At 56.7% G+C, this 21,727-nt stretch carries 18 protein-coding genes and 1 riboswitch; of the genes, 12 read left to right on the forward strand and 6 right to left on the reverse strand.

The genetic code is table 11. The features are described from left to right. Nucleotides 1-52: 52 nt before the first annotated feature. From KI809_RS13520 to KI809_RS13575, 12 genes are all read left to right on the forward strand, one after another. Nucleotides 53-682 carry a hypothetical protein gene (locus KI809_RS13520; protein ID WP_214172097.1) on the forward strand — a complete coding sequence of 210 codons (630 nt, stop codon included), beginning with the start codon at nucleotides 53-55 and terminating at the stop codon, nucleotides 680-682. Next, a complete protein-coding gene (locus KI809_RS13525) occupies nucleotides 676-1,746 on the forward strand; it encodes a GGDEF domain-containing protein (RefSeq protein ID WP_214172098.1) in 1,071 nt (356 codons plus the stop codon). Before KI809_RS13520 ends, KI809_RS13525 begins: the two co-directional genes overlap by 7 nt. Nucleotides 1,747-1,823: 77 nt before the next feature. Next, on the forward strand, nucleotides 1,824-2,765 hold the full coding sequence (locus KI809_RS13530; RefSeq protein ID WP_246559406.1) for a hypothetical protein: 942 nt from the start codon (nucleotides 1,824-1,826) through the stop codon (nucleotides 2,763-2,765). Beyond that, nucleotides 2,762-3,487 carry a 4'-phosphopantetheinyl transferase family protein gene (locus tag KI809_RS13535; RefSeq protein ID WP_214172099.1) on the forward strand — a complete coding sequence of 242 codons (726 nt, stop codon included), beginning with the start codon at nucleotides 2,762-2,764 and terminating at the stop codon, nucleotides 3,485-3,487. The genes KI809_RS13530 and KI809_RS13535 overlap by 4 nt, the downstream gene beginning before the upstream one ends. A 176-nt stretch (nucleotides 3,488-3,663) precedes the next feature. Continuing rightward, a complete protein-coding gene (scpC, locus tag KI809_RS13540; RefSeq protein ID WP_214172100.1) occupies nucleotides 3,664-5,259 on the forward strand; it encodes a succinyl-CoA:acetate CoA-transferase ScpC in 1,596 nt (531 codons plus the stop codon). Nucleotides 5,260-5,376: 117 nt separating this feature from the next. Beyond that, on the forward strand, nucleotides 5,377-6,615 hold the full coding sequence (locus KI809_RS13545; protein ID WP_214172101.1) for an NAD(P)/FAD-dependent oxidoreductase: 1,239 nt from the start codon (nucleotides 5,377-5,379) through the stop codon (nucleotides 6,613-6,615). A 2-nt stretch (nucleotides 6,616-6,617) separates the two neighbouring features. Beyond that, a complete protein-coding gene (locus KI809_RS13550) occupies nucleotides 6,618-8,396 on the forward strand; it encodes an FAD-dependent oxidoreductase (protein ID WP_214172102.1) in 1,779 nt (592 codons plus the stop codon). Between the two features lie 14 nt (nucleotides 8,397-8,410). Then, nucleotides 8,411-10,288, forward strand: a complete 1,878-nt coding sequence (locus tag KI809_RS13555; protein WP_246559407.1) for an aldehyde ferredoxin oxidoreductase C-terminal domain-containing protein — start codon at nucleotides 8,411-8,413, stop codon at nucleotides 10,286-10,288. Then, nucleotides 10,288-10,662 (forward strand): hydrogenase iron-sulfur subunit, encoded by a 375-nt coding sequence (locus KI809_RS13560; RefSeq protein WP_214172103.1) that lies wholly within the window; start codon nucleotides 10,288-10,290, stop codon nucleotides 10,660-10,662. The genes KI809_RS13555 and KI809_RS13560 overlap by 1 nt, the downstream gene beginning before the upstream one ends. Continuing rightward, nucleotides 10,659-11,642 carry an NADH-quinone oxidoreductase subunit B family protein gene (locus tag KI809_RS13565; protein WP_214172104.1) on the forward strand — a complete coding sequence of 328 codons (984 nt, stop codon included), beginning with the start codon at nucleotides 10,659-10,661 and terminating at the stop codon, nucleotides 11,640-11,642. Before KI809_RS13560 ends, KI809_RS13565 begins: the two co-directional genes overlap by 4 nt. Then, complete coding sequence (locus KI809_RS13570; RefSeq protein ID WP_214172105.1) at nucleotides 11,639-13,096, forward strand: Ni/Fe hydrogenase subunit alpha; 1,458 nt, start codon at nucleotides 11,639-11,641, stop codon at nucleotides 13,094-13,096. The genes KI809_RS13565 and KI809_RS13570 overlap by 4 nt, the downstream gene beginning before the upstream one ends. Before the next feature lie 83 nt (nucleotides 13,097-13,179). After that, a riboswitch (cyclic di-GMP riboswitch) is annotated at nucleotides 13,180-13,254 on the forward strand. Between the two features lie 79 nt (nucleotides 13,255-13,333). Further along, the gene (locus KI809_RS13575) at nucleotides 13,334-15,079 is read left to right on the forward strand and encodes a coiled-coil domain-containing protein (RefSeq protein ID WP_214172106.1); all 1,746 of its coding nucleotides are present in this window, start codon (nucleotides 13,334-13,336) and stop codon (nucleotides 15,077-15,079) included. Nucleotides 15,080-15,081: 2 nt separating this feature from the next. Here the strand turns inward: KI809_RS13575 and KI809_RS13580 are convergent, their stop codons facing one another. From KI809_RS13580 to KI809_RS13605, 6 genes are all read right to left on the reverse strand, one after another. Next, nucleotides 15,082-16,971, reverse strand: coding sequence for an ATP-binding cassette domain-containing protein (locus KI809_RS13580; protein WP_214172107.1), 1,890 nt, complete (start codon nucleotides 16,969-16,971; stop codon nucleotides 15,082-15,084). Between the two features lie 26 nt (nucleotides 16,972-16,997). Next, entirely contained in the window at nucleotides 16,998-17,753 is a 756-nt protein-coding gene (locus KI809_RS13585) for a YdcF family protein (protein ID WP_214172108.1), read from the reverse strand. Beyond that, a complete protein-coding gene (locus KI809_RS13590; RefSeq protein WP_214172109.1) occupies nucleotides 17,754-18,119 on the reverse strand; it encodes a translation initiation factor Sui1 in 366 nt (121 codons plus the stop codon). A gap of 4 nt (nucleotides 18,120-18,123) precedes the next feature. After that, nucleotides 18,124-20,487: a U32 family peptidase gene (locus KI809_RS13595; protein ID WP_214172110.1), complete on the reverse strand. Its 2,364-nt coding sequence runs from the start codon at nucleotides 20,485-20,487 to the stop codon at nucleotides 18,124-18,126. Between the two features lie 67 nt (nucleotides 20,488-20,554). Then, nucleotides 20,555-21,055 carry a putative zinc-binding protein gene (locus KI809_RS13600; protein ID WP_214172111.1) on the reverse strand — a complete coding sequence of 167 codons (501 nt, stop codon included), beginning with the start codon at nucleotides 21,053-21,055 and terminating at the stop codon, nucleotides 20,555-20,557. A 78-nt stretch (nucleotides 21,056-21,133) separates the two neighbouring features. Continuing rightward, on the reverse strand, nucleotides 21,134-21,697 hold the full coding sequence (locus tag KI809_RS13605; protein WP_214172112.1) for a sigma-70 family RNA polymerase sigma factor: 564 nt from the start codon (nucleotides 21,695-21,697) through the stop codon (nucleotides 21,134-21,136). Between the last annotated feature and the right edge of the window lie 30 nt (nucleotides 21,698-21,727).

Below are 21,727 nucleotides of genomic sequence, written 5' to 3' on the forward strand. Positions count from 1 at the left end.
TGAAAAAATGCTAAATCAACCGACTTCTGCAACCGATGTATATCTGTAACTCATGAAGACGATTTTTAAAAAAAATGACTACAAGATCCTGGTCGATGTCGATGAGCGAAAAGCATGCATCGTCAAGGGGGCGAACAGTGTCTACGTAGCTCTTGAGGAGTTGACACCGCTTTCTGCTCTTGCCGCCAAACATCTGAAAATGATGGGGTGTGATCCGAGCCGGTACCTGAATATTGGGCTCAGTAACCATGTAATAATCAAAGAAGCCGAGGAGGCTTGGCAAGCGGCCGTTGCCCAATCTGAAAAAAAGACTCACCTTAATGAAACATCAATGATTCCGATGTTTTGGCAGAACCTGCCGGGTTTGATAGAGCTGCGCGATGCCGAGGATACCTACGCGGCATGTCAGAGATCTGCCAGCCTCATGCTTGAATACCGGCAACGCGGCCTGCCTCCGGCCCGTCTGATGGAGCTTCGGCAGCGCTACCCACGAGCTGCTGCCTATATTACGGCAGAAGCATATTCCTTCTCCGGGAATGAGACCGTTTCCGAGCGGGGGCGACGGGCCATGCATCTGCTGATTACCGGTGCCCTGGTGGAAGATGCCCTTTCGTTGCTCCCCGACCTTTCGCCTGATCTCTCAGAGCAGGACCGCTCTCCGCAAAGTACTAATCGATGGTAGAAAAACACAGAAAACTTGAAGCTCACATCCAGGACCTTACCGATCTTATCGGCGTTGCCAGGACGGTCGTCTCAACGTTGGAGCTGGATCAGGTCCTCGACCGAATCCTCGATAGTGCCCTAAGTTTCATGGGGATGCCTTCAGGCATGCTTGCCGTTTATGAAGAAACGTCTGGAGAGATGGTGCTGCATGCCCATTCCGGCCTCTCACACAAATTCGTCTGTCTTGACCGCTGGCCGCTTCTCGGCAGGGGTGATGCCCTGACCCGGATGGCGATGCAGGATTATGCGATCCGCTATTCCCCTGATATGAGTCAGGAGGCGGAGCCTGCGGTGGAGCTTGCGGCGGAGGGGATCACAGCCATGGTCTGCGTGCCTTTGGCAGTGCATAACAGGCCGGTCGGGATCTTGTATCTGTATGATTTTGAATCTCGTCTGCTGGAAGACCGGCAGTTGAACCATCTTGACCTGCTGGCCTCCTTTGCTGCCATGGCCATCGATAATGCAAGCCTTCACAGCCGCACCAAGATGATGGCCCTCACCGATGCCCTTACAGGGTTGTACAACAACCGTTACTTCATGCAGGTGTTCCCGCATGAAATGATTCGCGCCCGTCGTTATTCGAAGCCGCTTTCCATTATCATGATAGACGTGGACAATTTCAAAAAACTCAACGACACCTATGGTCATCCGAAGGGTGACCAGGTGCTGGCCAGCCTGGGCAAGATTCTGTCCAGCTCTCTAAGGGCCTCTGATTTGTCCTTCCGCTACGGGGGGGAAGAGTTTGCGGTTATTCTCCCGGAAACCAGGCTGGAAGGAGCTTTCTTGGTCGCCGAGAGCCTCAGGGAAAAAGTGTTCAAGGAACTCTCTCCGCTCCTGGGGCATGAGAGTGATCGGCCAGTGACCATAAGCCTTGGGGTTGCCGGTTATCCCTCTGACGCATCAACGACTGACAGTCTGCTCTCCCATGCCGATGCCTGCCTCTATAAGGCCAAGAACCAGGGGAAAAACCGGGTTTACTGGGAGAACCTCTATGCCGCTGCGGGCGGCCAGCACCCAGGGTGACTTCCCTGACCTTGCCTTTTCTTCCGCCATCAGTTATAAACCCGAATTAATCCAATCCTGAATTTGCGAGACTGCCCATGTTACGCATTGTAGCTTTTGTTATTGCCGGTGCCATCATTGCCACCGGACCACTGGTTCATGCCGAAGAGTCGTGCCCTGACTTCCTGAAACAGCAGGAAGCGGTGCTGCAGGCACTGGTGCAGGAAAATACTGTTCTTAAAGAACGGGTGAGCAGGCTGCAGACCCCCGCGTTGACTGCAGCCGAACTTAACTCCCGCATGACCTCACGCTTGCGGGAGATAGCTGCCGAGGTAAAGATCCAGCGGTTGGCAATGAACGAATTTCAGGGATATGTTACCTGGATGTCCGGCAGCGTTGCTGGATATTCAAAGTATATCGAGGCAGGGTCAATGGCTGCCGGTTTTGCCAAGGTGCTGCCGATTCCCTACGCGGGACAGGCCGGCATGTTCACCAAGTTCGTTTCGCATTTCACCCTGTCCCTGAGTGCCGCATCCAAGTCCATAACCTCTTTCCTCACCACGTCGCAACTATTTGTGGACCGAGTTGAAGCCCTTGACCGGAGCCCTGACAAAGGTAAGGAAATCAACGAACTCAGCCGCTTTGCCGACGAACAGCTGCTCAGGGATATGACCGATCTGCAGGCAAAGCTGGTCACCACCTCCGAGCTGTCGGCCTCGGCGCTCTCTTTTCTGGAAAGCATGAACCACTATGTATTGAGCAGTGATGAATACTGGTCCAAGGCCAAGTCGCTGATGAAGAGGGGAGATGCAGACAAAAAAGAAAAGAGCTACCTTGCAGAGAGCGTTGCCGGGCTCAAAAGCAAGGCCGGCGGGTTTAACGCCAGGCTCAAGGGTTATGACGAATCGGTTAAAAAGGATATTCCGTTGATCAAGAGCCTCGGCACCTATGCCGAGCTGCTGGCGTTTCTTAATTGGCGCCAGGCGGAAGAGCAGTCGCTTATGGAAACTGCCCCAAATCCGCCCTCACCAGCCCCATGAGTGTTGTCCCCTCGATTCAGCCGGAGCCGGGAGAGATCCATCTCTGGCTCATCGACCTTGATGACGGTGCCGGATGCACTGAGACCTTTCGTGCCTATCTTTCAGATGACGAAAGAGAGCGTGCCGATCGGCTGCGCATCAGGAAAATGCAGGACCATTTTATCGTTGCCCGCGGATTTTTACGGAAAATCCTGGGAGAATCACTCTCCATCTCCCCGGAACATCTCAACTTCGGTTATGGCCCCCATGGCAAACCTGAGCTGCTGAATACCGGTCTCCCCGATATTAATTTCAATCTCTCTCATAGCTCCAGTCTGGCCCTGCTGGCAATCAACCGCACATTCCCGATAGGGGTGGATATCGAGACTGCCCGTCCAGGAAGGCCTTTTATGCGACTGGCTGAGCGTTTCTTTTCAGAGAGAGAAATCAGGGAGCTGCATTCTCTTGATGAAGCGTTGGTTCTGGAGGGGTTTTACAGCTGCTGGACCCGTAAGGAGGCCTATCTGAAGGCAATCGGTACCGGACTGGCGACTCCTCTGAACGCTTTCGATGTCTCCTTGAAGCCGGGTGACCAACCGGCATTGATCGGCCAGCGCCTGGATCCGGCAGAGACAGGCCGATGGCAAATCCTGGAGGTTCAGGTCCCAGAGGGTTATCGCGCCGCAGTCGCAACCAGGTGGTTGTCGCCGAGGTTAATTATCCGGCACTGGCAGCCCGCTTAACCTTTTTTTATCTTGACTATGACTATCCGCTTGAGTAGAATCCGGTTCTACTTTTTCCTGTATACAGAATACCGACAGTTTTTATCTTATCTCAGAAATACGGCCAGTTACACGATGGCTTGTATCATTTGCCCGGCTTTTGGCTGTAAACACCAAATCAAAACAGGAGGTAGAAGATGTCTGAGTACGGCACACTGCAAGATCGCGTACAATGCAAGTCCCTTTTGAACAAGGTTATGACCCCTGAGCAAACCGTTCAGTTTTTCAAGAACGGCATGAACCTCGGTTGGTCCGGTTTTACCCCGGCTGGTTACCCGAAAGTGGTGCCCATCGCAGTAGCCGAGCACGTTGAGAAGAACAACCTGCAGGGCAAGCTGAAATTCAACCTCTTTATCGGCGCTTCTGTCGGCGCAGAGACCGAAGACCGCTGGGCAATCAACGACATGATCGATCGCCGCTGGCCATACCAGACCGGCAAGAACATAGCAGCAGGCATCAATGCCGGGCGCATCCGGATGGGCGACAAGCACCTCTCCCTCTTTGCTCAGGATCTCGGCTACGGTTTCTACACCAAGGATTCCGAAACCGGCAAGCTTGACCTCGCCATAATCGAAGTTTCCGCAATTAAAGAAGACGGCAGCCTGGTTCCGACCTCTTCCTGCGGCGTTATCCCTGAAATCCTCATGATCTGCGACAAGATCATTGTAGAGGTTAACACCGGACAGCCTTCATTCGAAGGGATTCACGACCTGATCACCCCGCTCACTCCGCCAAACCGTCAGGTTTTCGATATCACCAAGGCTGATTCCCGCATCGGTTCTACTTCGATTCCTTGCGACCCGAACAAGATCATCGCCGTTGTTGAATCCAAACTCCGCGACCAGGGACGCGCCTTTGCAGAGCAGGACGATACCTCTGAAGCAATCGCCAACCACGTCATCGAATTCTTTACCCAGGAAGTAAAGGCAGGCCGCCTGCCGAAGAACCTCCTGCCGCTCCAGTCAGGTGTTGGTTCCATTGCCAATGCCGTTATCGGTGGCCTTGCCAAAGGTCCTTTCAAAAACCTGACTGTCTACACCGAGGTTCTTCAGGACACCATGCTTGACCTGTTCGACTCGGGCAAACTCGATGCAGCATCTTCCTGCTCGCTTTCTCTCTCCGCAGAGCCGGGTTTCCCACGCTTCTTTGCCAACATGGACAAGTACTTTGACAAGATCACCCTGCGTCCGCTCTCCATCTCCAATGCTCCTGAGCCGATCCGTCGTCTCGGGTGTATCGCCATGAACACCCCGGTTGAGATCGACATCTATGCCCACGCCAACTCCACACTCGTTGGCGGTACCCGTATGATCAACGGCCTCGGTGGTTCCGGCGACTTCCTCAGGAACGGCTTCCTGAAGATGATGCACACCCCGTCGTCGCGTCCGTCCAAGACTGATCCGACCGGTATTTCCTGCGTTGTTCCGCATTGTTCGCACATCGACCACACCGAGCACGACCTCGACTGCGTTATCACCGAGCAGGGCCTGGCCGACCTTCGCGGACTTGCTCCAAAAGACCGCGCTAGAAAAATCATCGAGAAGTGCGCTCATCCGGACTACAAAGCACAGCTAACCGAGTACCTCAATATTGCTGAAGCCGACTGCCTCAAGCGTAATGTTGGCCATGAGCCGCAGCTGTGGGACCGCGCATTCAAGATGCACCTCAACCTTGAGAAGAACGGCACCATGAAGCTCAAGAACTGGGACGTAAAGGTCGACCTCTGCGAATAGCAGATGCGTTGCACTGCTTCACCAAAGCCCCGTCGGGAAACCGACGGGGCTTTTCTTTTTTAGCAACTCTTGCACACGCTTATAAACAGGGTATCCTCAAGTCATGAGAGGAAACATATGAAGCGAGTTGTTGTTGTCGGCATGGGTTTCGGAGGAGTCCGCGCAGCGAGGGAGCTGGCAGGTCAAGGAGTAGAAGTGGTTCTGGTTGACCGGAACAACTACCACCTGTTCCAGCCGCTTCTCTACCAGGTTGCCACGGCCGGTCTCGAACAGGAGTCAATCGCCTACCCGATACGAGCGATGGTCCGCGGGCTGCCCCGGACCCGGTTCATCCTGGCCGAAGTCACTGCTATTGATCTGAACGGGAAAACTATCGAGACCAGTTCAGGGCCAATCTCTTACGACTATCTGGTAGTCGGCGCCGGGAGCGTCACCAATTACTTCGGCAATCAGGAACTGGCGCGGCATGCCTTTGACCTGAAGCGGCTTGCGGATGGCGAGCAACTGCGCAACCACGTCCTGACCAGTTTTGAGCGGGCCGTTGCTGAAACTGACCCTGAAGCCCGCAAGGCGCTGATGACCTTTGTTATTGTCGGTGGCGGGCCAACCGGTGTGGAGTTTGCCGGAGCGCTTATTGAACTTGTCCATTTTGTGCTATCCAAGGATTATCCGGAACTGAATGCCCGGGAAGCCCGGATAATGCTAGTTGAGGCTGCTGACCGGCTGCTTATGGCATTTCCGGAAAAACTCTCCACCTATGCCGTCAACAAGCTCAGGACCATGGGGGTGGAGGTGTTGTTCAATCGCAAGGTCACCTCGGCCAGTGCCACAGCGGTTGAGCTGGATGGCGTCACAACGATTGCGACCCGCACCCTTTTCTGGTCGGCAGGTGTTTGTGCCGCACCGCTTGCTGCGTTGCTTGGTGTTGAACAGGGGCCTGGCGGCCGGATTCCGGTGCAGCCCGATCTTTCGCTCAAGGACCATCCTGAGGTCTTTGTCATCGGTGATATGGCTTTTCTGAAACAGGATGGCGCCGCCCTGCCGATGGTCGCACCGGTGGCAATGCAGATGGGGATTCATGTCGCAAAGACCATCCTGGCCCGCGAATGGGGTCGGCCTGTCCAGCCGTTCCGTTACCACGACAAGGGGAGCATGGCAACTATCGGACGGAGTGCCGCCGTAGCAACCACCCATGGTCTGAATCTCCGTGGTTACCCGGCCTGGCTGGCCTGGCTGCTGCTGCATCTTTATTATCTCATTGGTTTCAGAAACCGTATCCTGGTTTTGCTCAACTGGGGCTGGTATTACTGGTTCCATGAGCGCCAGGTGCGCCTGATAACAGATCACGAGGGTTAGCCATGCCAGCGCGGCAGGGCGTCGTACAGAAAAGTCATGGCGAGACTGAGCGTATCTGTCTTTTCCCTCCGTGCCAGGTAAAGTGCCCGATCCACGAACAGATACAACGGACCAACGTCCTACTCTCCCTCCTGCCGCACGACCCTGAAACTGCTGCCGCAAAAATCATTGAAATCGGCGATGCCCTTTTTCGGGAAAATCCTTTCTTTACCGTATGTGGCTATGTCTGCGGCATCTGCGAGCTGGAATGCAGCTATGCCGAGCACGGCGGGGCCATCAAGAGACGGCTGCTCAAGCGGTTTGTGGCGGAAAGTTATGTCGAGCGGCTGAGCACGATAGAGCCATTGCCACGAGGGGAGCGTGCCAGGATTGCGATCATCGGCGGTGGTCCTGCCGGGCTAATGGCCGCTTACGAGCTTGCCGGAAGAGGCTACCGGCCTGTGATCTTCGAATCGAGTGACACTCTTGGCGGCGCTCTCCGCCTGATCCCCCATTACCGCCTCCCTCAGCCAATGCTGGATGCTGCCATAGCTTCACTGTTGCGGGTTGCCGGGATTGAAGTCTGTTACGGCTCACGTCTGGGCGATCACGGGTTTGACCTGGACCGGTTTCGTAATGACGGTTTTGCCGCCATCTTCATTGCCGTAGGGAGCCCGACACCCCGTATCCTCGAATACCAGGGGCAGCCGGTGCCGGGGCAGCAGCACCCCGGTGTCATCTACGGCCATTCCTTCCTGTACGAACTTGCCCATAACGCCCTACCTGATGGCTATCTCTGCGGACGCACGGCTATTGTGGTCGGCGGCGGCAATGTTGCTTTTGACGCCGCCCGAAGCGCCCGGCGGCTTGGCGGTATAACGCGGGTGGTCTGCCTGGAATCCGGATCCGGTGCCGGGAAAGATCACTTGCCGGCAGACCCGCATGAGGTATCAGCTGCGATAGAGGAGGGCGTCGAGATCGTTTATTCCAGGGGTGTTGCGGCCATAAACACCGATGGGGCCAACTTCAGCAGTATTTCGGCGCCACGCTGCACCGCTGTTTTTGACGAGCATGGCTTCAATCCGGTCTTCGATTCCTCCGATAGTATCGATATCCCAGGTGACCTCCTGATCATAGCCGTCGGCCAGGGGCCAGAGCGGCGGTTCCTCCATCATGAGGGGCTGCTCGACGACCGGGGCAAGGTGGCTGTCGATCCGCTCACCTTGCATAGTCTTAGACAGCCCGGCGTATTCCTCGGTGGTGACATGTTGCGCATCGGCTTCATGGTTGATGCCATGGCCGACGGCATCGAGGCAGCCGAGTCGATAAACCGTTTTGTGCAGGGAGCAGACCTTGGCCAGGGGCGGGAGGCTCCCTATGTCTCTGCCGAACCTCCTGTCAGGCGTGACTACCGGCATGCACCTGAGTCCAGATCGCTACCCCCTGATCAGCGGCTTAATTTCCATCTGTTCGAAAAGGGGTTTTCTCTGGAAGAGGCGATTGCCGAGGCCAGGCGTTGCCTGACCTGCGGGCCGTGCGCCTCATGCGAAGCGTGCATTGCCGCAGGTATCCGGACCGACATTGACACCTGCCAGGTTGACGAGGCGCGCTGCAGCGGTTGCGGAATCTGTGTCACCGCCTGTCCGTTCGGGGCAGTCGCTATCGAAAGGCTGGGTGACCGGTTGATCTCTGTGACCGACCGGCAGCTGTGCCGCGGCTGCGGGCTTTGCGTTGCTGCCTGCCCGGTATCGGCCCGACGGCTCGTTCCAAAGACTGAAACCAAGGCAGTAGCGTCTCAATAACTTCGAGGTATCGCATGGAGATGTATCAAAGAGTTCTTTTTGTGGACCCGGCAACCGGCTTTTACCGGACCGGCAAATACGGGTTTGACCGCTACTTTGGCCCGGCTGATCTCGGTATCCATCTTGTGGAGAAATACCGGAGTCTCAATTTCGGGGTGGGCATCTTTGCCGGCTCAATTTTCCCCGGTTCAAACCGGATGGTGGTGACCGGTTACTCCCCGTGCTGGCAAGGGTACTACCTCAGCTCCATGGGGGGCGCTGGCCTGGTGTTCGACAACCTGGGGATCAACATGCTGAGCCTGGTCGGGAAGGCTCCTGTGCCATCGGTGCTTTACCTGAACCGGAGCCATGGCGAAGAGATCGAGGTTGAGGTGGTGCCGGTGGATGTCGAGTCGATCTGGAAGACGGGGCGAAAAGGGGTCTATGCCCTTACAGACAGGGTTTATGAGATGTTCGGCGGGCGATACGAGACCGATCCGCGGATATTGACAAGCGGCCCGGCATCCTTACAGACCGACATGGGTGGCATCATGTCGGTGCCGATCTCAAAAGGGAGAATCAGCTTCGTTGATACCTGGGCCGGACGCGGTGGCTTCGGCAGCGCTATGGTACAGCACCACGGCATAGTGGCGGTCATCTATGGCGGTACCGTGGTTGACGAGGATTTCCGGGACCACAAGGTCGCGGATGAATGGTTCCAGAACAAGTACAGCCTTCGGCTGATGAACAAGGATCTAGAGGCTACCGGCAAGTACCGCTACGACGAGAAAGTCGGCACCGGCGGCACCTTTGGTGTCAACTATGCCACCATGGGCGGCAGGATCATGGCTTTCAACTATCGTACGATCTTCCAGTCAGAGGATGAACGGCTGGAACTGCACCAACGGTTTATCGTGGACCACTATCTGAAACAGTTCAATGAGGAGACAATAGCCCTAAAACAGCAGGCAACCTGCGGCGAGCCGTGCGTAGCGGTCTGCAAGAAGATGAATGGTGAGTTCAAAAAGGATTACGAGCCGTATCAGACCATGGGGCCGCTGTGCGGTATTTTTGACCAGCGGGCTGCAGAGAAATTGAATCACCATTGTGACGCCATGGGGTTCGATGCCATCTCCGGCGGCGGCGTGCTTGCCTGGCTGATGGAGCTTCTCGAAACCGGCTTGGTAACCAGTGAGGAGCTTGGCGTCACCCGGTTCCCCAGGTGGAATCTGGCTGGATTCGACCCGATTGTTGACTCCATGCACAATGCAGAACTCGGCTGCGAGCTGATTGATGCGATACTTGAACGACGTGGGATCCTTGATTTCCGGGAAGGGGTGCGTAAGTGGAGCAGAATTCATTCCCCGGGGAGAGCAAGGGTGCTTCATGACAGTCTCGTCTACATAGCTTTCAGTCGGCGGGGATGGATGGTCCCCAACCAGTACTGGGTTGCGGGCGCTCTGGCGCCGATGGCAGTCATGGGAAAATATTACATGGTCTACGCCAACGATTTCATCCCTCCCAGGGAGTTGGGGCGGCGGTGCGCAGAGCGGATGAAAAAGGAGCTGATCCTGGACAATCTCGGGATATGCCGCTTTCATCGGGGGTGGGCCGAAGAGCTGCTCCCTGAGGTGATGGATTCCATCTACAACAGTAAGGACCAGTTCCTTCATGCGGTGAACGTGCTCGCTGGTCGGCTTAACAGCCGCAATTGCCCAGTTTTCTGGGAATCGGAGCGTTCCCTGGATTTTGTCCACTCATTCCTGAAAAGGAAGAGAGATGTGGACAACGACCACCATCCTGAACTTGCACAATGGGTCGATAAGTTCGACAGGAACAAGCTGGAAGCGGCAAAGGATTTCTGGTACGAGACGCTCAAAGGTATCGACGAAAGTCTGGTGGAGTTATTTTGATGAGCCGATTGCCTCAGATAATGGTCATCTCTTGTCGGTTCGGTTGGGGGTATCAGGGACCCCGGGATCAAATTGCTGCCGGGGTGCAGGCATGGGAACAAGTTGTCTGTTGTGGCAGCATCGAGCCAGAGGCGCTGCTTGAACCGCTTCGTATGGGAGTGGATGGCGTGCTGATTTTTGCCTGTACCAGGGGTGAGTGTCACTTTCAGGAGGGTGAATGGCAATGCCTGAAAAGGGTAACGCTGCTGCAGGCGCTGCTCGATGCCCACGGCATAGACCCGCGGCGCTTGACGATCCATTTCGGCAATGACCCTACAGGGGAGAGCATTGCCTCTCTGGTGCAGGAGTTCACCGAAAGGCTCAAAGCGCTATGAATGACCGGCCGAAAATTGCGATATACTGGCTCGGGGCGTGCGGCGGCTGTGATTCCTCCCTGATCGACCTGGGCGAATCGCTTCTGGAACTGGCAGAGGCGGTCGAGATCGTTATCTGGCCTGTAGCCCTCGATTTCAAGCATGATCGGCTCGCTGCGTTGCCGGATAAGAGTCTGGCGCTTGCCATAATTTCGGGGTGCGTCAGAAACTCCGCCCACCGGGAGATGGCGGAACTGCTCCGTGCCAAATCGTGCGTGGTTCTGGCCTGTGGGGCATGCGCCTGTCTGGGGGGGATCCCCGGGCTGGCCAATCTCAGGCCGAAAGGCGAGATCATGGCCTGGGTTTACGGTGAAGCTCCGACGGTTGTCAACCCGGAAAGGATCAGGCCGGAACGTAACTGCGAAATGAATGGCGAACAGCTGGAGCTTCCTGAATTTTATGACCATGTCTACGCCCTGAACCAGGTCGTTGCAGTCGATTACTACCTTCCCGGCTGCCCGCCGCCGCTTGATTTGCTGCTTGGCGCGATCCAGGGGCTTCTCGGGAACCAGCCGCCGCCACCGGGGAGTATCCTCGCTTCCGCCAAGTCACTTTGTGATTCCTGTAGCCGCAACCGTACCAAGCCAGCACGGATGGAGCTCAAGACGGTCAGCCGTCCTCACGAAACAGTGGTCGAGCCCGAAGCCTGTTTTCTGGCTCATGGTGTTATCTGCCTCGGCCCGGTGACCCGCGATGGGTGCGGCGGGAGCTGCCTTAGCGTCAATGCGCCATGCCGGGGGTGCTTCGGACCGGTGGCAGGGGTATGCGATAGCGGGGCGAGATTCCTGGCCTCATTGGCGTCGCTGCTGGCACCTGGCGACGAGGCGGAATTCCGGGCACTGGTCGAGGCGATTGCCGACCCGGCCGGCTATGCCTGCCGCTTTACCCAGCCAGTCTCGATCCTGGGGGCGCGGAAACTTGAAGCTGAGGACAAGCAATGAGCCAACGGATCGTCATAGACCCGATTACCCGTCTGGAAGGGCATGGCCGGATCGAAATCTTCCTGGATCAGCAGGGAAATGTCAGCGATGCTTACTGGCAGGTGCTGGAGCTGCGAGGCTTCGAGCGGTTTTGCGTCGGCAGGCCGGTAGAGGAGATGACCCGCATTGCCCCGGTGATCTGTGGGATTTGCCCGTCGGCGCACCACATGGCTGCCTGCAAGGCGCTGGACCGGCTTTACAATGTTGCGCCGCCGCCAACCGCTCTTCTGGTCAGGGAGTTGGAGTATAATGCCTCTATTATAGACGATCATCTGCTGCACTTTTTCTTCCTGGCTTCGCCCGATTTCATTGTCGGGCCTGATGCCGACCCGGCAGAGCGGAACATCTTCGGGGTCATGGAACGACTGGGAAAGGATTTCAGCAGGCGATTGCTTGATATCCGGAGGCAAAACCGCGATATCATCCGGTTGCTTTTCAGCAAGGCGCCGCACCCCGAGGGTGGTGTTCCGGGCGGCGTGCCACGGGGGATCAGGGAAGAAGAGCGACCATGGCTTGCGGCAACCGCCAATGCCAGCGTTGTCTTTGTCAAGGAGGCTCTGGAAATCTTCAGGGAGCGGGTGCTGGGCGACAACGTCTGCCGAGGGCTTATTGAAGACGACGCCTATGCTGTTAGCTGCTGTTCAATGGCGCTGGTGGACGCCAGTGACCGGGTCTCCTTTTACGACGGCACGGTCAAGGTGGTCGGAGTTGACGGCAGCGAGGTCACCTGTTTTCCTGGTGATGATTACGCCGATAAGATTGCCGAATGGGTTGCTCCGTGGACTACGGTTAAGCTGACCTATCTGAAGGAACAAGGCTGGCAAGGGCTAATCGAGGGGGCCGATTCGTCGCTCTACCGGGTCGGGCCGTTGGCGCGAGTTACGGTGGCCGATGCCATGGCGACTCCGCTTGCCCAGGCCGAACTGGCAAGGTTTCGCAGCTTCTTCGGCAAGCAGCCGACCCACCAGATTCTGGCAAGCCACTGGGCCAGACTGATCTGCGCTCTGCAGGCAGCGGAACGGAATCGAGAGCTTGTTGCCGAGCCGTTGCTGACAGGCAATGAAACGCGCAATCTCGATCTGAACCTTACCGGCAGAGGGATCGGCTGTGTCGAGGCGCCGCGCGGCACCCTGTTTCATCACTACGAGACCGATGATCAGGGCATTCTGACCATGGTTAACCTGATTGTGGCCACCCAGAACAACGCCGGACCGATATCGCTCGCCATCAAAAAAGCGGCCCGTAAATTCATCAAAGGGGGAGAGGTGCGTGAAGGTTTGCTGAACCGGGTGGAGATGGCATTCCGCGCCTTTGATCCCTGCCAGTCTTGCGCAACGCATGCCCTGCCCGGTGCGGGGCTTCGTATCAACATTCGCGATGTCAGCGGACGAATAGTTTCCCGGATCAACCAATAGCACCTTATCAGGTGACGGCAGTCACTGCTTATGTTTGGGAATCAGACGATATTGATTTGCACAAGCAAATAGTATCTTCTGATAAACGATAATACTAAACCACCAGCGATGGTGGGACGGAAAGCCCAAGGGTCTCTCGCAGACAGCCGGGTACCGAAATATCAGACTCTGATCTCTCGGTGCGCGGTTTTTTTTATTTTTGGGTATTTTCGGGTGGCATCAAAACAGGAGATATGTATGGAATTCATATTTGAACCCTCACTTAATTTTCTGGCCGTAAAAGAACCATCACTCTATGAACTGTTCCAGTCATCCAAGCCGGCAGTGCCTGCTGATGCGCAGATCGCAGAAAGCGCGGTCGAAGCATATATCTGCTCAGAAAAAGAAAACAGTTCGCTGAAGGTTTACTTGGCATTCTGGGAAATCTCCCGAAAAACCACCCGCATCTACACACCAAAAGCTCAGCCGTGCGGCAACAATGAGTACCAGGATTGCCTCGATGCCGCGCGAAAGTATCTGACTGACCTCGGTTTTGCCATGGAGCAAGTCAATCTCAACTACAGCACGGCAATGCGCCAGGTCATCTGGGGTGCAATCAAGATATTCAAGGCTCCAAAATCATATGCCCATGCCGAAGCCAAAAAGAAGGGGCATGAATCTCCTCCCCCTGCCAGGCAGGTAATTCAACCGGAGCCAATTGTCGTGCCACCGGTTGTCCAGCCAGCAGTTGCCGGGTCTGAGACCGATCAGGCAGTCAAACAGCTTAGCGCAGAGCTGCAAGATGTCCGATCATTACTGTCGGCAAGGGAGCTTGAAGCGGCAATCGCGGCCGAGCAGTTGATACAGGCAAACAATACATTGATTGCAGCCGAGCTTCGTTATTCAGACCAGATTCAGGATTTGGAAAAAGAGCGTGATACCTTGTCCGGGGAATTGGACGCTCTGAAAAAGCAGATGCCGGAGCTTGATGCAAGGCTTGTTGATGCCCAGGCAAAAAATGACGAAACCAAGCTGGAGTTTGAGCGGTTACTTGCCATTGAAAAAGGACTCAAGGCAGATGCTGAAAATGAACTGCAACTGCTCAGCCAGGAGAAGGACCAGATAGAACGGGTTGCCACAGCAGCCCTTAACTCGGCACGGGGAGAGCGCAAGGAATTACTGGAGAAGGTAGATTCGCTGGAGTTGGAGAATCGGCGGCTTAAGAAAGAGCTTGAGACGCAGCTAGCTGAACTGCATATGTCTGAGGAAAAGGCCAAGGCAGAAGTGCTGACCCTGAAAAAAGAGCTGGTGCTGAGGAAAAGAGTACATGTTCGTGAACTGGCCGGCTTGCGGGGAGAGTTGCGGAAGCTCATCGAAGAGCAGGCTGCCCTGGAAACCGGGTGCCAGATGATCGAAGCGTTTGCTGCGGCGAATGAGGCGCCGGTTTTTACAGAGGCCTCAACCACTATCGCTGTCGAGCCCCCTGTTATTGATGATCTGATGCCGGAACCGTTTGCTGGTGAAGAAAAGGATGATCAGGGCAAGCCGCCTGTGCTGGAATCCCTTGCGTCAGATCCCACGGAGCCTTCACCGTTTCAGGTGCCGGAAGACACCGGGCATGCTGTGACGGAATTCATGCTCGACAGCCAGCTGACAATTGTCCCCTGTGCTGCCCCGGAAGATCTGGTGGCGTTGTATGAGTCGTCAAATAAGGTTCAGACGGCTCTGGATGGGTTCAAAACCCAAAAAAGCGGCGGCTATATCTGCGCAGTCAATCGCAATGGTAATCCGGAGATATTTCTGCTCTGGGAGATGCTGGAAAGCAATCAGGCTGTCTTGTATACCCCCCGCAGCCAGCCGAAAGATGAACACAGTTTTCAGCAAATACTGCAGGACGCCCTGTTCTATTTCGATAGTGTCGGTTTTATGATGTCCCCTGTGGACCTGAGCGTGCCGGTAAACAGATCAAATGCCATCAGCAAGATCCAGTTGCCGCAGCATTAGCTTTATCCTTTCACCGCTTCGAGTTCTTCCCAGCGGACCAGCAGTTTTTCAAGCTCCGCCTCAATCTCGGCCAGCCTGGAATTGATGGCAACCACCTCGCCGCCGGCGCTCTTGTAAAATTCCGGATCGGAAAGCCTGCTGTGGAGTGCCTCCTGCTCCTGTTCCAGAGAGGCTATCAGTTCCGGCAACGCCTCAAGTTCCCGTTCTTCCTTGAAGGTCAGTTTCCGGGGACGCTCCTGCTGGGGCTTCACTTTTGTCTGCACCGGTTTTGCCGCCACAATGGCCTGACTGGTTTCGGTAGTCGCCTGCCTAAGCCAATCGTCATAGCCGCCGACAAACTCCCGAACCTCACCGTTGCCTGTCAGCACAATTGTTCCTGCCACCACATTGTTGAGAAATTCCCGATCATGGCTTACCAGCAGCAAGGTACCGGAGTATTCCATCAATAGCTCTTCCAGCAGGTCCAGAGTTTCAGCGTCAAGGTCGTTGGTCGGTTCGTCCATGACCAGGAGATTGGACGGCTTGGTAAAGAGCTTTGCCAGCAGCAGGCGGTTCCGCTCTCCGCCTGACAGGATCCTGACCGGGGTCCGGGCGCGTTCCGGGGTAAAGAGGAAGTCCTGTAGGTAGCCGATGACATGCCGCTGCCGTCCGTTGACGGTTATGGTGTCGTTTCCCTCCCCCACGTTTTCCTGGACCGTCTTGTCGAGGTCGAGTTGCTCCCGCAGCTGGTCGAAATAGAGCACCTCCCGCCGGGTGCCGAGCTTGATGGTGCCGCTGTCCGGTTGCAGGTCACCGAGAAGCAGCCGGAGCAGGGTGGTTTTGCCCGAGCCGTTCGGCCCGATGATGCCGATCTTGTCGCCGCGCATGATGCTGGTCGAGAAGCCTCTGACAATGGGCGTTTCGCCGAAGGAGAAAGAGACCTCCTCCAGTTCGGCAACCATGGCACCGGAACGGTCCGCATCCTGGAGCTGGATCTTGGCGGTGCCGATGCGCTCCCTTCGCTGGCGTCGTTCCTCACGCAGCCCTTTGAGCGCTCGTACCCGCCCTTCGTTCCTGGTGCGGCGTGCCTTGATCCCCTGGCGGATCCAGGCCTCTTCCTGGGCCAGCTTTTTGTCGAACAGTGCCTGGCGGGTCACTTCTGCTTCAAGCAGCGCCTCACGCCGTTCCACGAACTGATCGTAACCGCAGTCAAAGGAGTAAATCCTGCCGCGGTCGATCTCGGCCACGCGGTTGGCAAGCCTGCGGGCAAAGGCCCGGTCATGGGTGACAAAGAGGATCGCCATTGCGCTTTTGACCAGAAAATCCTCCAGCCAGAGGATAGTATCTATGTCGAGATGGTTGGTCGGCTCGTCCAGCAGCAGGATATCAGGGGCTGCGACCAGTGCCTGCGCAAGCAGGACCCGTCGCTTGGTGCCGCCGGACAGGGACGAAAACTCGGCATCAGCCTCCAGGGAAAGCCGGTTAAGGATCCGCTCAACCTCCTGGTGCAGCTGCCAGCCGCCGCAGCTCTCCAGCTCGTGTTGCAGTTCGGTAAGTTCTTCCAGCAGTTCCGCACTCCCTTTAACGGCAAGCTCGTGGGCAACCCGGTGGTACTCAGCCAGCAGGGCGGTGGTATTGCCGATGCCGGAAGCGACTACGTCGAACACCGAACCTGCTACCTCTCTCGGCACTTCCTGAGAAACCAGGGCGACCCTCAGCCCCTGCTTTTTGTGGATATCACCGGATTCGGGGGGGATCTCGCCATTGATCAGCTTCAACAGGGTTGACTTGCCGGTACCGTTGCGGCCGAGCAGGCAGAGCCGGTCTCCTGGCTCGATCTGGAGGCTGATCCCGGCAAAAATCGGCGGACCGCCGAAGGCAAGGGTTATATCGCGAAGGGTTATCAGTGACACCGGTACTCCCTGATGGCTATGGGATGTTATTTTTGCAGCTTGTAGAACAGCAGGCCGAGTTGTTCCCGCAATGCCGTGGCAGAGCAATGAAAAGCGCCTGCTGAAGGGAGAAAGTCGGCCCAGATCGATGCTTGCCCGCTGCCTGATGAAAACTGGGCCGGCAGCGGTAGCGGTTTGACTCCTGCTGTACGGAAAGCCGCCAGCGAACGCTTCATATGGTAGGCGGATGTGACCAGGATCGGCCTGTGGAAGCCACGCGCATCGATGATCTCGCGGCAATATCTGGCATTCTCCATAGTGTCGCGGCTTTTGGCTTCTTCGATCACCTGTTGTGCCGGCACGCCTAGATCGACCAGTATCCTGCGGATGACCGGCGCTTCAGGCGACCTGCCGGAAAAGACCGCACCGCCGGAGATGACGATCGGCACCTGCAGCATTTTTTGCGCCCGGACCGCCGTGATAATTCTTCCTGCCATGTCGTTCGTTGGCGTGCCTTTACCAGTGAGGTCGGCAACGTCCTGGTGGATACCGCCGCCAAGCAGCAAAATCACATCACCCTGTAATTTGCCAGGTATGGTCAGCCCCTGCTCCAGCGCGGACATGAGTTTTGCCGCGGTCGGTCCGATGGAGAGCATCCAGAGCGTTGCCCCGATCAGGAATATCGCAAATGCCTTACCCCGGCTGCGCTTGCGCCAGCAGTTGATCGCCACGGCAAAAAGCAGCAGTACCAAAAAACCGGGCGGCAGCAGAAAGGAAGCAATGATCTTTTTCAGGATGAGCATTTACCCTCCGGCTCGCTTCACCTTGAACCCCCGGTTGGTGAGTTCAGCAACGACCAGATCGCAATGGTCTCCCTGGATCTCGATAACGCCGTCTTTCAGGGTACCGCCGCTGCCGCAGCGCTTTTTAAGGTCGCCGGCCAGCGTTTTCAGCTCCTCGCCTTTCACTGCTACCCCGGTGACCACTGTTACTGTCTTGCCACCGCGTCCCTTGGTTTCCCGGCGCACCCTGGCGATGCCGTCACCCGCCGGTGTCTGGCCCCCTTTCCTGCAGATGCAGGAGGCCATGCCTTTGCCACATTTCGGGCAGATGCGCCCGGTTTCCGATGACCACACCAAAGGTCTGTCCGGATCGTGTCCTTTTCTCATCTGATCAAACCAGCCCCATGGTGAAATTGAATGGCGATGAGCCGGGGAGTTCGCGACCCGAACTCCAGGCGTCAAGTACCCGCAGCCGCTCGTTGGGCGCCAGCTGGCCGAGATCGGCAATAAAGGAAGAGCAGCCCAATGATTCGAGCTTTTCCCGGAAAGCGGTAAAAGAGAACGGCGTGGTCGGCGTGATCACTGTCAGGCCGTCCTTTTGCGTGACCCGATAGCTGTCACCCCGGTCTGACTGGACCGGCATGTCGCTCTTGACCCCTTTGATGGCGATCTTGGAGGTGATGGCCGGCAGGCTGCCGTAGATCATGATCCGCCGCTCGATGTCAAGGTCAGCGGCAAGCAGATCGCCGAGGTTTTCCAGGTCGTCCTCGATGTAAAGCGTGCAGCGGTTGGCTCCCAGCTCCTCCCAGGAGAGAATCGCCTGGCTGTTGAGGGAAAAGAGTCGGTAATCGGTGGTAATTTCGGCGTCGATCTCTTCCAGAAGTTGAAAGTGCGAGATATTCGCGGCTTCGAAGCGTCGGAAACCGCATTGCGCAAGGGCTGCCAGCGCCTCGCGATACCAGGGGAGGTCGCGGTCGAAGATGATGAACGGCAAGCGCCAGGAGATCCGCCCCTCTTTCCCCTTCAGCCGCTTGGCGGCGAGGTGCAGTTCGTGCAGATTCGCCTTCGATACCGGCAGGCTCAAGGACGCAACCCCTTCCGCATTGAGCAGCTGGATATCACGGAGATGCTCGATCCGAACGGTCAGTGATGTCGGGCCGCGCATCGTTCCTCTGGTTCCTGCCAACGATGCCAGTGCCTCGCGGTTGCGGGAGGCGCGCTCCCGCTTCAGGGCCGGAATCGTGCTCTCGGCCAGTTGCAGGTAGAAGCTGCGCCTGATCTCCTTGAGCTTTGCCGGGGGAATCATCAGCGCCGGGAACTCCGGTGCGGCCAGGGAGCGGAGTATGAAAGGGGTATCGCCGGTGCGGCTGAACTGGGCCGAGAGCACTTCCTGCATCTCAGCGGTGCGGGATGGCTCCAGCACGCCGAGCGGAAACTCCGCACTGGATGAGATGCCGCCGCAGGTCGCTTCGATCCTGAGGACCCCTTCATTGAAAGAGGTCTGCAGGTCGCAGGGCAGTTTCGGCTTCCCCGCCGACTCCAGCCGTTTTGCACAGGCCGCTTCGCTCATGGTAAAGGCGGTTTCTGAAGAGACCTTGAACACGGCATCGCCGATGCTGCCGGGGAAGGGTGACGGTACAACGACCTGGGTGCCTGCGTTCGCCAGTTTCGTCGGACGATTGGCGACAAACAGCTCTTTGATGGTAAATGCCTTGCCGGCCATGTCGCTTTTAGGCTGGATCCGAATCCGGTCACCGACGTGGAGACGATCTTTGGTGGTGAACGAAAGCCGGTCGCCGCGGATCGATGCTATTTCTCCCAGGAAGCGGCCGGTTGCCCCCCGCAGCGAAGGGGTGGCGATGTCGGTTGGCTGATGCGAGGCGAGAAACCCTTTGGTCGGCACCCTGCCAAAGGAGCGTTTGAGGATCTCTTTTGCTGCGGCAAGCGCATCCGGCCACTGCTTGGGCGTGGCATCCAGCGTCAGCCGGTACGCCTCGACAACGCAGGCCACATATTCAGCGGACTTCATCCGTCCTTCGATCTTGAACGAACAGACCCCGGCCTCCACCAGTTGCGGTATCAGGTCGATGCTGGAAAAATCGTTGGTGGAAAAATAGTACCCTTCCTTGCCCCGGTACTTGTACTGGCGTCGGCACGGCTGGGCGCAGCGGCCCCGATTGCCGCTGTGACCACCGAGAAAGGAGGAAAAATAACACTGACCGGAAAAAGAGAAGCAGAGCGCACCGTGAATAAAGCACTCGATGCCGATCGGCGAGTTGCGGACAATATTGCCAATTTCGTCCAGGTGCAGTTCCCGGGCGAGCACTACCCGCTCAAACCCCAAAGCCGCAAGTTGCTGCACCCCTGGAGTGTTGTGGACAGTCATCTGGGTCGAGGCATGGACCGGCAGGCTGGGGAAGAACTTGCGGGCTAGCCGGGCAACGGCCATATCCTGGACGATGACCGCGTCTGCTCCCATCCCTTCAAGGGCGGAGAGGGTTTCGACCAGTTGGGGCAGTTCGCGCTCCTTGACCAGGGTGTTGAGGGTAACGTAGACCTTGCGCCCGTTGGCATGGGCATAGGCCAGCATCCGTTCCATCTGGTGCAGGGAGAAATTCTTGGCCTTGGCCCGCGCAGAAAACTCCTTGAGCCCGGCATAGACCGCATCCGCCCCCTTTTCCATGGCGGCGAAAAAGGCTTCCAGCGATCCTGCCGGGGCAAGGAGTTCTGTTTTGTTTTGTGCTGATCTTTGCATCCGGTCAGACTAGCGGAACTGCGTGATGGCGTCAACAATCTTGATTAACTCATCACTGCTGATGGGGTTACAGGTCAGCCGCTATCTTCTGGGCAACGATGCGGGCCAGTGCCTGGATCTCTTCCGCTGGCATTTCGTCGATGCCGAACAGTTTCTGGTCAAAATCACAGAGCCGGTTGGTCCGGATAATCTCCGGTGCAAGACCGTCAATCACCCCGGCCATCATGCGCGATGCACAGTCAACCGGGCACCCCTCCAACGCCAGAAGCCGTTGCGCATTGCGCACAAGGCCCCGTTGCCCGGTATCCTTGGTAAACGCCCCGCCCAGGCAGATGCGCACGGTTTTCTCAGGGGCCAAGGTGTGACAGAGGATATTTGCCGCCTGTCGGGATATCTCTCCCCGCAGGCACCCACCTTCACAACTCATGACAGCCACCGCTTTGCTATGCTGCCGTTCTGCATAGCCTTCACAAAGCTTGCAGTTGCCAACGGCCTTTGCTATGCGTGCCACCTCATAACCGTCGTTGCCCTCTGTCGTTCCTGATCCACAACAATCTGTCTTGTTCATACGTCCTCCATCGATGAAATTCACTGCCTGTAATTCCATAGACGGGAAGCGATCTGAAAAGGATACACTCTGCGGGAATTATTTCGGCTTTCGATCGCACATGAGTTCGTTGCGTTCGTCGTGGTAGAGGCTGCACTGGGATTCCATGGCCTTCCGTAACTCGGTGCGGCCGCGGTGGAGCCTGATCTTGACGGTGTCGATGCTGATATTGAGGATGGTGGCAATCTCGGGGTTCGTCAGTTCCTCGAAATCGCTGAGGAGCAACACGGTGCGGTAGCCTTCGGGCAATTGGTCGACAACGCCGCGTATGCAGGCATTCATCTCTCGCCGGATGTACTCCCCATCGGTTCCTGTCGTACCCAGATCGGGAAAATCGTCAAGCGACGCATCCTCGTCGAGCAACTGCTCGGAACGCTTTTGTTGTGCCAAAGATGAAGAGGCATGGTCATTGGCCGTGTTCGTGGCGATGCGGTAGATCCAGGTGGCAAGAGAGGCCTCACCCCGGAAACTTTCCAGGGATTTGCTCACCTTGAGAAAAACTGCCTGGGTCAGGTCCGGGGCTTCCGACTCATTGACCAGATTACCCAGATAACGAAAGATCTTCGGCTGGAATTCTCTGTATATACTGGCAAAGTCTTGCAAATGGGCTCTCCGGTTTATTCCATCAGGTTG

It is taken from the genome of Geoanaerobacter pelophilus (genome assembly GCF_018476885.1).
In the GTDB taxonomy this organism is placed as follows: Bacteria; Desulfobacterota; Desulfuromonadia; order Geobacterales; family DSM-12255; genus Geoanaerobacter; species Geoanaerobacter pelophilus.